This is a genomic window from Botrimarina colliarenosi, from assembly GCF_007859955.1.
Lineage (GTDB): Bacteria > Planctomycetota > Planctomycetia > Pirellulales > Lacipirellulaceae > Botrimarina > Botrimarina colliarenosi.
The window spans coordinates 323,633-339,265 of the sequence record NZ_SJPR01000001.1 but is presented as its reverse complement, the minus strand read 5'-3'; the positions used below and the strand labels follow the sequence as shown (position 1 = coordinate 339,265).

At 66.1% G+C, this 15,633-nt stretch carries 11 protein-coding genes; 5 read left to right on the top strand and 6 right to left on the bottom strand.

The annotated features are described in order from the left end of the window. Positions 1-69: 69 nt before the first annotated feature. Entirely contained in the window at positions 70-1,287 is a 1,218-nt protein-coding gene (gene ribA / locus Pla108_RS01365) for a GTP cyclohydrolase II (protein ID WP_231934243.1), read from the top strand. A 34-nt stretch (positions 1,288-1,321) separates the two neighbouring features. Next, positions 1,322-1,774, top strand: coding sequence for a hypothetical protein (locus Pla108_RS01360; RefSeq protein ID WP_146441865.1), 453 nt, complete (start codon positions 1,322-1,324; stop codon positions 1,772-1,774). Positions 1,775-1,789: 15 nt separating this feature from the next. Here Pla108_RS01360 and Pla108_RS01355 read toward each other — a convergent pair whose 3' ends face one another. The 3 genes from Pla108_RS01355 to Pla108_RS01345 form a co-directional block, all read right to left on the bottom strand. Continuing rightward, a complete protein-coding gene (locus Pla108_RS01355; protein ID WP_146441860.1) occupies positions 1,790-2,737 on the bottom strand; it encodes a hypothetical protein in 948 nt (315 codons plus the stop codon). Positions 2,738-2,966: 229 nt separating this feature from the next. Further along, complete coding sequence (locus Pla108_RS01350; RefSeq protein WP_146441857.1) at positions 2,967-4,070, bottom strand: hypothetical protein; 1,104 nt, start codon at positions 4,068-4,070, stop codon at positions 2,967-2,969. A gap of 347 nt (positions 4,071-4,417) precedes the next feature. Further along, entirely contained in the window at positions 4,418-5,479 is a 1,062-nt protein-coding gene (locus Pla108_RS01345; protein WP_197526130.1) for a DUF1570 domain-containing protein, read from the bottom strand. 180 nt (positions 5,480-5,659) lie between these two features. Between Pla108_RS01345 and Pla108_RS20730 the strand changes: the two genes are divergently transcribed. Further along, positions 5,660-7,066, top strand: a complete 1,407-nt coding sequence (locus Pla108_RS20730; RefSeq protein ID WP_197526129.1) for a hypothetical protein — start codon at positions 5,660-5,662, stop codon at positions 7,064-7,066. A 101-nt stretch (positions 7,067-7,167) separates the two neighbouring features. Here the strand turns inward: Pla108_RS20730 and Pla108_RS01335 are convergent, their stop codons facing one another. Continuing rightward, positions 7,168-7,803 carry a hypothetical protein gene (locus Pla108_RS01335; RefSeq protein ID WP_146441848.1) on the bottom strand — a complete coding sequence of 212 codons (636 nt, stop codon included), beginning with the start codon at positions 7,801-7,803 and terminating at the stop codon, positions 7,168-7,170. Between the two features lie 293 nt (positions 7,804-8,096). Between Pla108_RS01335 and Pla108_RS01330 the strand changes: the two genes are divergently transcribed. Then, positions 8,097-8,681 carry a hypothetical protein gene (locus Pla108_RS01330; protein WP_146441844.1) on the top strand — a complete coding sequence of 195 codons (585 nt, stop codon included), beginning with the start codon at positions 8,097-8,099 and terminating at the stop codon, positions 8,679-8,681. A 61-nt stretch (positions 8,682-8,742) separates the two neighbouring features. Further along, positions 8,743-10,485 (top strand): flotillin family protein, encoded by a 1,743-nt coding sequence (locus tag Pla108_RS01325; RefSeq protein ID WP_231934241.1) that lies wholly within the window; start codon positions 8,743-8,745, stop codon positions 10,483-10,485. A gap of 36 nt (positions 10,486-10,521) precedes the next feature. Here the strand turns inward: Pla108_RS01325 and Pla108_RS01320 are convergent, their stop codons facing one another. Then, a complete protein-coding gene (locus Pla108_RS01320) occupies positions 10,522-13,686 on the bottom strand; it encodes an efflux RND transporter permease subunit (RefSeq protein ID WP_146441840.1) in 3,165 nt (1,054 codons plus the stop codon). Next, entirely contained in the window at positions 13,683-14,978 is a 1,296-nt protein-coding gene (locus tag Pla108_RS01315) for an efflux RND transporter periplasmic adaptor subunit (protein ID WP_197526128.1), read from the bottom strand. Before Pla108_RS01315 ends, Pla108_RS01320 begins: the two co-directional genes overlap by 4 nt. Positions 14,979-15,633: the final 655 nt, after the last annotated feature.

Here is a 15,633-nt window from a genome sequence, read left to right as displayed (position 1 = left end):
TGGGGCCCTGACGCCTATACTACGCCATCGCGATCCCCGCCTTCAGCCGTTAGCTCCCCCCGCCGCCCCGTGTCACACCGCTTCTCTACCATCGAACAAGCCGTCGAGGCCATCGCCGCCGGTCGGATTGTCATCGTCGTCGACGCCGAGGACCGCGAAAACGAAGGGGACTTCATCGCCGCGGCCGAGACCGCCACAGCCGCGACGGTCAACTTCATGATCACCCACGGCCGGGGGCAGCTTTGCACGCCGATCCTGCCCGACGTGGCGCAGCGGCTCCGCCTGCCGTTGATGGTCGACGACGAGATGAACACGGCCCCGCTGCGGACCAATTACACCGTCTCGGTCGATCACCGGACGGCGAAGACCGGCATCACCGCCGAAGAGCGAGCGACCGTTGTCCGCGCCCTCTGCGACGCCGACAGCACGCCGAACGATTTTGTCCGCCCGGGACACATGTTCCCCCTGATCGCCAAAGAGGGGGGCGTCCTCCGCCGGGCCGGCCACACCGAGGCGACCACCGACCTGGCGCGGATGGCGGGCCTCAAGCCGGCGGGACTGCTCTGCGAGGTGCTCAACGAGGCGGGCGACCGCGCCGGACGCGAAGAGTTGCACGCGCTCGCCGAGCGGTTCGAATTGCCGATCATCACGATCGAGGACCTCATCGCCTACCGCCGCGTCCGTGAGAAGCTCATCGAACGCAACGCCGAGGCGCCGCTGCCGACCAAGCACGGCGTCGCGAAGATTATCGTTTATCACGTCAAGTACGAGGCGGTGGAGCCGGTCGCGATCGTCTTCGGCGATCCCTCGACCGCCACGGCCCCGCTGGTGCGTCTGCACAGCAGTTGCTTCACGGGCGATGTGCTCGGCTCGCTCCGCTGCGACTGCGGCGACCAGTTGCAGATGGCCCTCGCACAGATCGGCGCCGAGGGCGTCGGCGCCGTGATCTACCTGCCGCAAGAGGGCCGCGGCATCGGCCTCGCCGCGAAGATCAAAGCCTACGCGCTCCAGGATCAGGGCATGGACACCGTCGAGGCGAATCTCGCCCTCGGCTTCAAGGCGGACGCCCGAGACTACGGCGTTGGCATCCAGATCCTCAAGGACCTCGGCATGTCGAAGATCCGCCTGCTGACCAACAATCCCAAGAAGCTCGACGCCGTTGTCTACGGCGGGTTCGACCTCGAAGTGGTCGACCAAGTACCCCTCGCGGCGCCGGTGAACGTCTCGAACGCGACCTACCTGGCGACCAAGCGCGACAAGATGGGCCACACCCTGCCGGCCGAATGACCCCCGCCGGCAAACGAACGGAGAGGCTGGCCCGATGCTGAAGTTGCACGCCAACGTCTACGCCGCCCCCGCCACGACGGTGGCGGGCGACCCCGTCACGCTCCGCGGCCACGCGTTGCCGACGCTGCGAAGCGAAGCGGGCGGTCCGCCGGCGTTTCTCGCGGCCTTGCCGATGACGTTCGAGGCGATGCAGAGCCGGCTTATGGAGTTGCCGCGCTGCGACTGCGAGCCCGACGGCTTCTTCCTAGTGACGGGCCGAGAGGAGGGCGTCTTCTGGCGTCTCAACGGCCACATGCACGAGTACGACGGCCAGATGCACCGCGTCGAACTCAACGGCGAATGCCCGGCAGCCGCGCTCGACGCCGTGCTGCAGACGATGGGCTGGCCCGAAGCAAAACTCGTCTTCGAGCTCGTGAAAGAAGGCGTCACGCTCGCAGAGCAAGACTTTCGCAAATGGGCCGAGAGCCGGGTCGATTTCTCAGCTTGAAGAGACTTACCGGCCTCACCACTGATACCCCAGCCGGAAGCTCAGCCCGTCGAAATAGATCGGTTGCATAAGGTTCGACTCCCACCACTGCGACTCGAACAACAGGCGACCGACAAAGTCGCCACGCCCCCATTGACGGCGCATCTCGAGGCCAAAACCTGCCTCGAGGACCGACAGTGTTCCGTCGGCCAGGAGCTGGTCGTCGGCGTTGACGATCTCGCCCCCCATGAGGGAGCCGCGGCCAAAGCCGATGGCGGCGAACTGGCACTTCTCGCTCCGCCAGAACGGGCGATAGAGCGTGGCCGACAAGCCCAGGCCGCCGGCGTTCGCGCGTACCTCGGGATCGGCGCCGAAACGATGCATCAGCGAAGCCGCCCGGGGTCCGACGCCAAACACAATGCTGCTGTCGCCGATCCAGATACGCTGGGTGAGGTCAAAGTCGAACTGAAAAGTCTGGATCTCGCCCGGCTGCAAAGTGTTTGGAGCGCCCGAGTCCAGGATGCCGAGTTCATCGAAGTCGGTCCCGCTGAAACGGAACTCCATGCCGCCCCCGCTGGAGTTCTCGTGGCCGAAGGTGAGCCGCAGGCCAAGCGTCCCCTCGGTGGCGTCGTCATCGTGAACGAGCGTTGACGACGCGTCGGCATAGTAAGGCTCAAAGACCAACAGATCGACGTTCAACGACCAGCCGACATATTGCGCCTGCCGGCAGGCGACGCACGGCGTTTGGCAATGTCCCTCGGTGGGGCACTGGTAGCCCGCCGGCACGACCAGCCCATTCGCGAACAATTGTTGTTCGACCACCACCGGCGGCGGGTCGGCCATCAAGTAAGCGTTCGGATCGCTCGGCTGCATCGCCCCCGGGGGGAGGATCAGCATCCCGTCCTCGGCCACCACGGTCTCGGATTCGAGCGGGTAGGCGAGCGAGCCGTCCGCCGGGGCCGTCCCGCCGGTAGCGAATAGCAACGACAGTACGGCACACGGGGCGGCGGCAAGGCGGCGGGTTGCAGCTGGAATCATCCGTTGACGATCACCCTGGTTCGCGCGGTAGGTCCCTTCAGGGGGATTACCTAGCAAACCGGGGGAGTCGTCGCGATACCGGCCGGCGCCAGCACGGGGCGCGTCCCGAGCCATAAAAAACACGGCCGCGCCGTCGCCCCGATCGGCGACGCCACGGCCCGCGGGGAGAGTTTCGCTACTTGACCGAGCCGTCGGAGAGGGCGGCCACGCTCTCGGTCGATTCGGGTTGGGTATGATCGGCGTCAACGTTCTCGGCTTCGATTTTCGCCAGGGCGTCGGCCCGGCGGTCGCTCAGCTCGCGGAGCACCAGCCGCAGCTCGGCGCCCGCCAGGCTGTGGACCGTCGTGCGGTCGATCACCGGTTCGACCATCGCCGCGATCCGGGTGATCGCCGGCTCCAGCAGCACCAGGTCGGCCATCAGCCGCTGGGCGGTCAAGAACACCGATCGGGCCTTCTGGAAGTCGGCCTGCAGGCCAACGATCAGTTCGAACGTATCAAAGGCGGCCGGCAGGTTGTCGGTTTGGTCGAGGATCGCGTTTTTGAGACCCACCAGCTCGCTGAGCCGTTGGTGCGATGCATCGACCGCCATCAGCGGGGCGTTGAGCCGCGATTCGAGTCGCATCAGACCGTCGAGCGTCTTGTTCGCCGAGGCGATTCGGTCGGACTCGATGGCGAGCGATTGTTGCACCGCCACGAGGCCCTCGACCCGTTCGAGCGAGGCGTCGGTAAGGTCGCGTGCCTCCCCGAGCCGCGCGGCGAGACGCTCGACGTCCGCCACGGCGGGGGCGAGACGGCCGGCCCGATCGATCGCGTTATGCAACTCTCCCGGCACCGCGGCGACCGACAGCAGGGCGGCTTCTGCGTCGGCGAGCTGGTCCGATTGGCGCCGGACGTTGTCGACAACGGCGTCGAGCCGATCGAGCTTCGCGGCGACGTGCTCGGCCTCAGCCAGACCGCGAGAGAGCTTCCGTTCGAGCCGGGCGAACCGCTCGAGCGTCGTCTCGGCAGCCGACAACAGCGTCTCCTGCTGGCCCAGTTCGGCCAGTAGACCGGACGCCTGTTGGGCTTTGGGCGCCTTCGCCGTCAGCTCCTGGAGCGTCGCCTCGAGCCGGGCGACTTGGCCCCGCATTCGGTCGAGCTGGACCGTTGTGGGACGCACCACGGCGATCTGCATCAACAGCAGCGGGGCGACAATCGCCACCAGCAGAGGAACCCACACGCCGACGCCGGAGGCCGGGGGACGCGGGTTTGTCTCATCGAAATTAAGGTTCGCGGCCATCGCTCGATCTCCTATCAGGGCCTCGCGGTGAGGGGGTCGGCCGCCACCGACCGGCAAAGGATCCGTGCCTTGCCTGACGCTAGCTATCGGCGAGGTCTTCCCAGACGGCCAAGTCGAAGCGATTGCAATCATCGCTTTCGTTGCTGGCGCCCCCCCGACTGCGCGCTGCGATACAGACGACCGCCACATACCGAACGACGCGAACCCACTGCGAAGGGGGCTCCCTCGCCAGCACGAAAGCTCTGAGCCGGGGGCGCGAGCCCTCGGAGTGAAGCGGCGTGGTCGTTCCTCCGGGGGCTCGCGCCCCCGGCTCCGACGCGCGTTCCCGACGCACGTCGGGGAGATCGCTACCGCAGCCCCTTCACGAAGCTGAGGAAGTGGGCGTCGAGCAGCTTCAGGTCGCTGCCAAACACGCGGCGGAAATCGGCCACGCGCTCCGCCGCCGGGTACTCCGAGAACAGCGGGCGGCCCGCGGTGACGGTCAGGTACTCGGCGTACTCTAGCGGGCGGGTCTCGCTGAGGAAGAACGTCAGGGCCCACGCCTCGGCGTACGCCAGGATCGGCAGGCGCTGGAACGACTGGTCGGAGGCGATAAACGTCTCGATCGAGCCGAGCGGCTGGCTCGGCAGCACGTCGCTCTGGAAATCAAGCAACCGGCCGCGGTTGACGCGGCTGTCGCCACGGTCGTAGCTCTGCGCGTCGTGGATGCCTCGCGCCTCGAACATCGTCGCGAGCCCTTCGCTGACCCAGCGCGGACCGGCGGCGAAGCGGGTGTGAACGCCGACGTTATAAGCGGTCTGGTGGGTCGCCTCGTGTACGACGGTGGCGGCCGTCTCGTCCCAGCGGTCGTCGCCCCCCGCGGTGCTCTGGTCGTAGAGGTAGACCCGGTTAGTCCGCGGCTCGTAATGCCCCAGCGCGCCGGTCGGCGCCCCCGACGACGAGCCCGAGACATACCGCTCGTACTCCGACCGGTTCCCGAAGACCACCGCCACGAGAGGGTAGGGGGGGTCTTCCAGCGAAAAATTGCGGACGCGGAAGTAACGCACGAAGGAGCGATACAGGGCCTCGAACCGATCGGCCCAAACCCCTCGCTCGCCCCGCGGGTGGGCGACCAGGTAGTGCCCGGTCGAGGCGTAGTCGAAGCGGCTCCCAAACTCTTTGTAGAGCCGCTGCCGCATCTCCTCGACGGCGTAGCCACGGAAGTGCGGCGCCGTGCGGCGGGCCGACTTCGCCTGACTGGGAGGAAACTCGTGCAGCTGGCCGTCGCGGGACAGCAGCGTCATCGTGGCGTCAGTCCAGGCGAGCGGGCGGCCTTCCAGCAGCGTGCCGCCGACAACCGCCTCGAACATAAAGTCCGCCGCCCCGGCGGGCCCGGCGCCCAGAGCAGCCAGCAGCAGTAGGAGACGCACCCAGGACATGCGGCCGAACAACGAGGCGGAGATGAGCGGCGGTTGGGGCCACCCAGCGAGGCCCCTATCAGCAAGCCTATGCCGCTCCAATCCGCTGTTGGGCGTCGCCGGCCGAGACCGGGCGGACGTTTCGTGCTTAGAATCGTCGTAGCCGTCATCACCCTGCTGGAGTCGTCGCGCATGCCCCGATTATCGATCCGACTGGCTCTCGCCGCCACGACGTGCCTTTTCGCCGCCGACGCCGGCGCCGGCGATTTGGAAGAGGAGGTGTTGATCCAGCTCGAAGAACTTGGCTCACCCCGCCTCGCAGACCGCCAAGCGGCCGAAGGGGCCTTGGTGGAATTGGTTGGCGACGCGCCTGGCGACGCCGAGCGCGTGCTCGAGCTGCTTCCGGCCGCGAACGACTCAATCCCGCCCGAGGTCCAAGCGGCGCTCCAGCGGGTGCGGCTGCGCATCGAGCGGGGCCTCGCCCAGCGCGCCACGGCGGCCTCGAGAGTGACGATCCAGGTCGCCCAGGCGCCGCTCGCCGAGGTGCTGGCCGAGTTCTCACGCCAGACCGGGGCCAAGTTCCGTGACAACCGCGAGGCCTTTGGCGGCGACGCGGTGAAGCGGCCCGTCACGCTGACGCTTAAGGACGAACCGTTCTGGTCGGCGGTCGACAAATTGCTCGACGAAGCGAAGCTCGCCATCTATCCCTACGGCGACGAGGGTGAGATCGCCTTGGTCGATCGCGAGGCGTCGGCGGGACGCCGCTCCGGAGCAGGCGCGTACGCCGGGCCGTTCCGGTTCGAGGCGGTCAGCCTCTCGGCGACACGTGGGCTGCGAGACGAGGGCGCCTCGCGCCTCGACATCGCCATCGAAGCGGCTTGGGAGCCCCGCCTGCGGCCGATCGCCCTCTCCCAGCCAATGAGCGCCCTGACGGTCACCGGATCGAAGGGCCAGACGCTGGTCCCCCGGACACCGGAGCAGTCGATTGACCTTGAGGCGAGTCCCGGCGAACAGGCGACGACGTTGACGCTGTCCCTGGCGCTCCCCGACCGCCAGGTCGAGCGGATCGAAAAGATTGCCGGGCAGATGACGGCGATGATCCCCGCGGCGACGCACGAGTTCCGCGTCGAGCAGATCGGCGCCGCCAAGCTGCCGATCGTGCAGACCTTTGGCGACGCGACCGTCACGGTTAGTCGCTTCCGGAAGGTCAACGCGATCTGGGAATTGCACATGCGGCTCCGCCTGGCCGAGGCGGGGGACTCGCTCGCCTCGCACCGCGGGTGGGTGTTCCAAAACAAGTCCTACTTGGTCGACGCCGCGGGCGAGCGGATCGAGCACGCCGGCTTCGAGACCACCATGCAGACCGAGGGCGAAATCGGCGTCGCCTACCTATTCGATCTCGCGGGGGGAGACCTACTCGACTTCGAGGTCAACGAGGCCGCGGACGCCGGTAAGCCCGCTGACGCCGGTGAGCCCGCTGACGCCGGTGAGAAAGAGAACGCGATTGACCCCAAGGACCTCACCTGGGTCTACGAAACGCCGACGGGCGTCTTCACCCTACCGGTTTCATGGGAGTTGGGCCCAATCGACCTACCGTAGTGAAAGGAACAAGTAGCAAAGAAACGGCAGACAAGAGAAAAGACCTGAGCCCCGGGCGCAAGCCCGGGGAGTGCAGCGCCTTCCCACTCTCCTAACGCACCTCACCCCAATTCAATAATCGGCAGCCCCCCGGCGCGCAGGTCGTCGAGCATCGCCCCGACTTCAGCAGGATCGGTCGGATCAAAGCGGCGCACCATCGTGGCGATCTGGTCCGCCATGATGGGTTGACTCTGCTTTTCGAGGCACCATGCCAAGCCGCGTGCCGCTTCGTGCCAAGGGGCGTTCGCCGGGTCCGCGCCCGGCAGGGGGCCGGGGCAGTTCTTGGCGTTGAGCGCCTTCTCGCCGAGGGCGAACGCAAAACCAAAATGGCCTCGCGCCAATTCGATGTCGGCGGGCCGCGTCTCGTCGGCGTCGAGGGCGAGCTGCCCCAGCAGAACGTGCGCCGCGAGCAGTTCGGGGCACCCGGAAAGCAGGTAGCGGAGCTCGTCGGTGGCGATCTCCAGCTCGCCCGCCTCGATCATGGCGTGAACCTCTTCAAGGTCCTCGGCCCGCTCGGCGGCGCAAGGCGGGGCCACCAGCGCCCAACCGCTCCCGCCGGCGAGTTGGCGAACCCCCAGGGCCGAACCGCCCCCCCCTTTCCCGCCCCCCGTCGGACCGCCGCCGCGGCCGCCCTGGGGTCGATTTTTCTGCCCGGGCCGGCGGTTGTGGTTCGGATTGTGGGGACGGCGCTTCGCCATGGTCGCTCTGTAAGGGTCACGCGGGATTTGAAAGGCCGAGCGTAACGGCCCAAACGCGGCGGCGGGAGCCGCCGGGGGCTCCGGCGAGCTAAGTTTCGGCGACTCGCGGCGTTTCTTTGACTCCCGAGCCGAGAAGACGGACAATCCGCGCGAGGGCGCCGTATCGCGAGGGTTTGCTGGCAAGATCGCTGGCCCGCCAGCGAAACACTGCCGAACCCCGCCCCACGCGGGTCTCCGGCAGTGCCGGACGCCCCCGCTCTGCGGGTCCGCTGTCTCCCCGACGAGGCCGTTCGATGGATCTCCAAGCCCTCTTCCTCTACGCCGCGGTCGGCGGGGGCGCCGTGCTGCTGGTGCAACTCGCCATGCTCGTGCTGGGCGGCGATGACGGCGGTTTCGACGACGCCTCGGGCGCCGACGCAGGAATCGATGGCGGCGACACCGACTCGGCCGGCTTCTGGTTCCTCGAGATGATCTCGCTGCGGACCCTCGCCGCGGCGGCGACGTTCTTCGGACTTGTCGGCGGCGCGATCAATTCTACCGGCGCCCCCAAGGGCGTTTCGCTCGCGGTCGCGGCGCTCGCCGGCTACGGGGCGATGTACGCCGTCTATTGGACCTTCAAGCAAATCTTCCGGCTAGAGACTTCCGGCAATGAGGATGTTTACAACGCGATCGGCGAGACCGCCGAGGTGTATGTCCCCATCGCCGAATCGAGCCGCCAAGCGGGAAAGGTTCACCTCACGCTGCAAGGCCGCACCGTCGAGTACCAAGCGTTGACCGACGCTGGCCATCCGCTCGCCACCGGTTCAAAGGTCTTGGTGATGGAGGTCGTCTCGAGCGACACCGTCAAAGTCATGCCCCTACCACGCCTCGACGTTTAGCTTCCGACAGCAAGAACCGGCTAATCACGAACGCCGAAACTCCTCCACCAGGAAAGCCGCTATGAACGACGCCTTCTATCCGTTGTCGAGCCAATCCCTTCTCGCTGCAGGCGTTCCCGATAACGTTGAGCCATTCATGTGGCTCATCGGTATTGCGATCGCTTTGGTGCTGATCCTCAGCGCTCTCTACGCGGCGATCAAGTCGCTCGTGAAACGCTGCAGCAGCAACCAAGTCCTCGTCAAGTACGGCATGTTCGTCGGCGGCGGGCAGACGGCGAAGACGATCCACGGCGGCGCCACCTACGTCATCCCCTTCGTGCAGGGCTTCCGCTACCTGAGCCTCGAGCCGATCCAGATCGAGATCCCGCTCCGCGGCGCGCTGTCGATCGAGAACATCCGCGTCAACGTGCCGAGCGTCTTCACGGTCGCCATCGGCACCCAGCCGGAAGTGATGACCAACGCCTCGATCCGCCTCTTGGACCTCGGCACCAACGAGATCCGCAAGCAGGCGGAAGAGATCATCTTCGGCCAGCTGCGGCAGGTGATCGCCTCGATGCGGATCGAGGACATCAACCGCGACCGCGACGCCTTCTTGCAGCACATCCAGAACTCGGTCGAGCCCGAGCTAAAGAAGATCGGCCTCGTGCTGATCAACGTCAACATCACCGACGTCACCGACGAGTCGGGCTACATCGACGCGATCGGCCAGAAGGCCGCCAGCGAGGCGATCCAGCAGGCCCGCGGTGACGTCGCCGACGAGCTCCGTAAGGGCGAGATCCGCGTCGCCGACGCCGAGCGGGAAAAGGCCGTCAAGGTCGCCGACGCCACCAAGCTGCGCGAGATCGGCACCCGGGAGGCCGAGCGCGAGCAAGCGGTCCGGCTCGCCGAGCTACTGAAAGAGCAGACGGTTGGTGAGAAAGCGGCCGAGCGCGACCGGGCGATCCAGGTCGCCCAGATGCTCAAGGAGCAGACCGTTGGCGAACAGACCGCCGAGTTCCAGCGCGAGGTACAGGTCAAGGAAGCCGAGCGGGAGAAGCGGATTGCAATGGCGAGCGCCAACGCCGCCGCCGTCGATGGCGAGAACCTGGCCGAAGCGAAGATCGCCAGTTCGCAGGCCGAGCTCTTGGTGCAACGGGCCGAGGCGTACGAGCGGGGCGAGTCGCGCAAACGTGAGGCGGAGGCCGCCGTCATCGAGACCCAGAACCGCGCCATGGCCAAGGCGGCGATCGCCGACGCCGAGCGGGTCGAGGCCGAGAAACGCGCCGAGTACGAGGCGGTCGCCAAGGCCGAAAAGGCCCGCCTCATCGTCCAGGCCGAGGCCGAGGCGGAGCGGATCACGCTGGAGGCCAACGCGAACGCGGCGGCCGTCTACGCCAAGCTCGAGGCCGAGGCCCGCGGCCAGTACGAGATCCTCGCCAAGAAGGGCGAAGGCCTCAAACAGATCGTCGAGGCGTGCGGCGGCGCCCGCGAGGCGTTCCAGCTGATGATGCTCGAGCACCTCGACACGCTCGCCGAGACCTCCGCCAAGGCGATCAGCAACATCAAGTTCGACAAGATCGTCGTCTGGGAGAACGGCTCCGGCAAAGACGGCCGCTCCAACACGGCCGACTTCCTGCAGGGCATGACCGGCACGCTGCCGCCGATGATGCAGGTGCTCCGCGATGTCGGCGGGATCGAGGTCCCCGAGAGCCTCGCCAAGTTCATGGGGGGTGATAAAGAGGGCGAGAAGTCGAAGGAATCCCCCGTGACTGCCCCCCCCGCGAAGAACGGCGCCGCCCACGAAGACCCCGCGCCACGCGTTTAATCAGCGCAGAGGGTGATCCCTCTTAGCCGCTGGTGATCAGGGCGATTGCGGCTCGGATTTGCGTCGAACCACAAGGCCTCGCAATAGGACGTAGAACACGGGCGTTAGGAACAGACCGAGCAGGGTGACGCCGAGCATGCCGCTGAAGACGGCGGTCCCAAGCGCGCGACGCATCTCCGAGCCAGCGCCTGTGGCGATCAGCAGGGGTATCACGCCGAGCACGAACGAGAACGCCGTCATCAAGATCGCCCGCAGACGGAGCCTACACGCCTCGACGGCCGCTTCAAAGCGGTTCTTTCCCTGGTCCTCGAGCGTCTTGGCGAACTCGACGATGAGAATCGCGTTCTTACACGCCAGGGCGATCAGCACGATGAAGCCGATCTGCGTCAGGATGTTGTTGTCCATGCCGCGGAACCAGACGCCGCCGATCGCAAACAGCAAACAGAGCGGGACAATCAACACGATCGCCAGCGGGAGCAACCAGCTCTCGTACTGGGCGGCGAGCGTTAAGAAGACGAACACCACGCAGAGCGGGAAGATTAGCAACGCCGTCGAGCCTTCGACCTTTTCTTGTTTGGCCAGATCGGTCCACTCGTAGCTAAACCCCTGCGGCAACGTCGTTTCGGCAAGACGCTCGAGCGACGCGATCGATTGGCCGGTGCTCGTGCCGGGGAATGTCACCCCTTGGACGTCGGCGGAGGGGTAGAGTTTGTATCGCACCACGCGGTCGGGCCCGACACGCTCTTTCATCTGGAGGATCGTCCCCAGCGGCACGACGGCGCCCGAGGCGCTGCGAGTCCGGAGGCGAAGAACGTCGTCTACCTCGTCACGGTACTGGGCGTCGGCCTGGGCGGTGACGCGGTAGGTTCGTCCCAAATAGTTGAAGTCGTTGACGTAAAGCGACCCCAAGAAGACCTGCAGCGTCTCAAAGACGTTCTGCATCGGCACGTCGAGCTGTTGCGCGCGGGTGCGGTCGATGTCGGCGTACAGCTGCGGAGTTGCGGCTCGATAGAAGGTATTGACGAAGGCCAATCCCGTTTGTGGGCCGAGCTGCTGCATCGCGGATCCAACCAGCTCGTCGGTCGCTGCGCCCAGAGCGGCGTAGCCGGCGCCGCTGCGGTCTTGTACGTACATTTTCACGCCGCCGGCGTTGCCGATGCCACTCACGGGGGGAGGAGAGAGAACGACGATCTGCGCCTCTTGAATCTGGGCGACCTTCGCCTGGAGTTCCTGCTGAAGGACGCCGATGTCACGGCCGCGGCGCGCGCGGCTGCGAGAGTCCTCGAGCGCCGTAAAGCAAGCGGCCGCGTTTGGCGCGTTGGTGCGAGTCGCCCCGGAGAAGCCAGCGAACGCCACCGCGTTCTGGATTCCATCGATACTCATCGCGGCCTCGCTGATCCGCTTGACAACCGCATCAGTGCGAGAAAGCGACGCGCCGTCGGGCAGCTGGGCCGCGACGATCAGGTAGCCCTGGTCTTGCTCGGGGATAAAGCCGTTGGGGACGAGGTCGAAGCTGTACTTCGTCGCCACGAGCAGGCCGACGTAAAGCAGCAGCATCACCAAGCCGAGACGGATAAACCGCTTCACAACGCCGGCGTAGAGGTTGCTGCTCCAGTCGAACACGCGGTTAAAGGGGCGGAAGAACCAGCCGAACAGGAGGTCCATCCCCCTTGTGATGTAGCCGGGCTTGGCGTCCGTGGGTTGCAGCAGCAAGCCGCACAACGCCGGGGTGAGGGTCAGCGAGACGAACGTGCTAAAGACCGTCGCCGCCGCGATGGTGATGGCGAATTGTTGATAGAACTGCCCGCTGATGCCGCCAATGAAGGCGGTCGGTACGAACACGGCCACCAGCACCAGCGTCGTGGCGATCAAGGCGGAACCCACCTCGGTCATCGCTTGCTTGGTCGCCGGTTTGGGCTGCATGCCTTCGGAGATCAGGCGTTCGACGTTCTCCACCACGACGATGGCGTCGTCGACAACGATGCCGATCGCCAGCACCAGGCCGAACAACGAGAGGTTGTTGAGGCTAAAGCCAACGCCGCTCATGACGGCGAACGTGCCGATCAGCGAGATCGGGATCGCCACCACGGGGATCAGCGTCGCCTGCCAGCGTTGCAGGAAGATGAAGACGGTCAGCACCACCAACAGCGTCGTTTCGACCAGCGTGATGAACACCTCGGAGATCGACTCTTCGACAAACTTGGTCGGGTTGTAAGCGATCTTATATCCGATCCCGGGAGGGAAGTTCTCTGACAGCTCCTTGACCGTTTCCTCGACGATGTGGGCGGTCTCGACGCCGTTAGTCGCGGGGCGGGCGAAGACGAGGATCGCCACCGCGTTGTCGCCGTCGAGATAGCTGTTGACCGAATAGTCCTGCGCGCCGAGCTCGATCCTCGCGACATCCGAGAGCCGAGTGAGCCGCCCTTCGGCGCCCCGTTTGATGACGATGTCGTCGAATTCGTCGGCGGTTTGTAGCCGGCCCTGGCTCGAGATCGTGATCTCGAAGTCGCTCGGATGCGGCAGGGGCGTTTGGCCAATCTTCCCGGCGGCGACTTGGACGTTCTGCTCACGGAGCGCGCCGACAATGTCGCCCGCGGTCAGATCGAGCGACGCCATCCGTTCGATGTCGAGCCACACCCGCATCGAGTACTCGGCGCCGCCGAACACCCGCAGGTCGCCGACGCCGTTGATCCGCGCCAGCACGTCGCGGATCTGCAGGTACGCGTAATTGGCGATATAGAGCTGGTCACGCGACGCGTCGGGCGAAATGAGGTGCACCACCATCAGCATCTCGGGCGACGTCTTTTGCGTGACGACGCCCGCCTGCCGCACTTCGGCGGGGAGTCGCGGTTCGGCCCGGGCGACGCGGTTCTGCACCAGCACCTGGGCCTGGTCGATATCGGTCCCGAGCTCGAACGTGATCGTCAGCGACATGGCGCCGTCGTTGGTCGACTGCGACTCCATGTAGAGCATGTTCTCGACGCCATTGATCTCCTGCTCGAGAGGCGTCGCGACCGTTTCGGCGACCGTCTCGGAGGTGGCGCCGGGGTAGCTCGCCGAGACAACGACCGTTGGCAACGCGATCTCCGGGTACTGCGACACCGGCAGCCCGAAGTAGCTCAGCGAACCGACCAGCACGACGACGACCGACAGCACCGTGGCGAAGATCGGGCGATCGATAAAGAAATGAGCGAACTTCATCGCGACGCCCCTTCGGTATAGCGGGCCGGTTGACGGGCGGCGCGGAGGGGCGTCTCGACCGGGTTCGCGGCGGGTTGCAGCCACTTCGACGGCGGGACCGGCTCGTACTTGTCGGGCAGCCCCAGGTCGTCTCCCGGCTGGATCTCTTCAACCGTCGGATCGACCGCTTGTCCGGCTCGACAACGCTGCAGGCCCTTGATCACCACGGTCTCGGACCCGTCGAGACCGCTCTCGATGACGCGGAGCTCCTTCGAGATCGCGCCGGTTGTCACCCGTCGCACCACCAACTTGTTCTCTTCGCCCAGCAGGTAGACGAACTTCGACGTCTGGTCGGTTGAAATCGCCGAGTCGGGGAGCAGCACCCGTTGCTCGTCGCCGCTGCCTGGGATCTGCATCCGGACGAAGACACCGGGCACCAGGACATCGTCAGGGTTCGGGAAAATCGCCCGCGCACGGATGGAGCCGGTCGCGGCGTCGACGCGGTTGTCAACGAAGTCGATGTAGCCTTGGTGCGGGAAGTTCTGCTCGTCCGCCAGGGCCATAAAGACCGGCGTCTTCGCGTCGCGTGAGCTGGTCCGTTTGTTCTGCTGATCGAGGCGGATGTACTTGAGAAGGGCCTGCTCGTTGGCGTCGAAGTACGCGTACACAGGGTCCTTCGAGACGATCGTCGTCAGGGCCGACGCGCCGAGTCCGCCCGAGATCAGATTGCCTTGCGTCACGTTCCGGCGGCTGATGCGGCCGCTGATCGGCGCCGTGATCCGGCAGTAGCTGAGGTCGAGCTCCGCGGAGGTGACCGCTGCTTCGGCGGTGCCGATAGCGGCTTGGGCGGCGACCACGGCGGCGCTAGCCGATTCGATCTCGGCGTCGGCGGCGTAGGCGTCCGCCTCGGCCTGTCGGGCGGCGGCTACCAACTCATCAAACTCGTCGTCGCTGATGGCGCCGCTGGGGAGCAGCGGACGAGCGCGGTTGAGCTGCGCTTGCGTTAATTCGAGTTGGGCCGAGACCTGCTGCCGTCTCGCCTGAGCCTCGCGGACCATCGCCTCGGACTGCTGGCGGCGGGCGATGGCTTCCTCGCGGGCCGCGTTGGCCTGGGCCAGCGTCGCCTCGTAGGGGCGTGGATCGATGACAAAGAGGAGCTGCCCTTCCTCGATGTCTTGCCCTTCATTGAAGTGGTGCGATTCGAGGTAGCCGCTGACCCGCGCGCGGACATCGACTTCCTCAATCGGCGCCAGCCGGCCGGTGTAGGGGTCCCAATCGAGCGTCTCCATCACGAGCGGCTTGGCGACGGTCACCTTGGGGGGCGGACCGGCGCCGGGGCTGGGACCCCGGGACGCTTTTGTACCGCAGCCTGTCACAACGAGGGCTAGGAGCCACACGCCCAAGAGAGGGCGGGCCCAAAGGGAGAGGCGTTGCACGGGGAGGGTCTCGGAGGCGGGGCGGCGGGTGGGGCGCCGAACGTTAGCGGCGACCGCTAGCGCTCAGGCTGAGCCAGTCGAAGGCGTCTGTTGTCAAGCCGTTGAACAACAGTAAATCCTTACAGGCAAGGGGGATAAGCCGTTGCGGACCTTTTTTGACTATCCGTCTAAAACGCTGCAACCTAACAAAAGGTTCGCTGCAGTGGCCAGGGGAGCGCGAAATCTTTGACAAAAACCGGGCAACTACCCTCGCAGCTGCGGGTGGCCGCGTTAATCGCCTGCGGAACGCTTACCCAAGAGGGCACTGGGCAACGAGGTGACCATCCGGGCGAGATGCCAGCCGGACGCGACCCTCGCACCGAAGCCCAGCAGGCCTGCTCAATCAGCACGCGGAAGGGACCCCAAACGCCGGGAGAAAGTTCACTAGGCCGATCGCGGGCTGATCATAAAACAGCACCGACCAAGAGAAAGCACGTTGCGCAAACGCAGCCAAGAAAGCCAACGCCACCGAAAAACATGCGTGGCGAGGTCT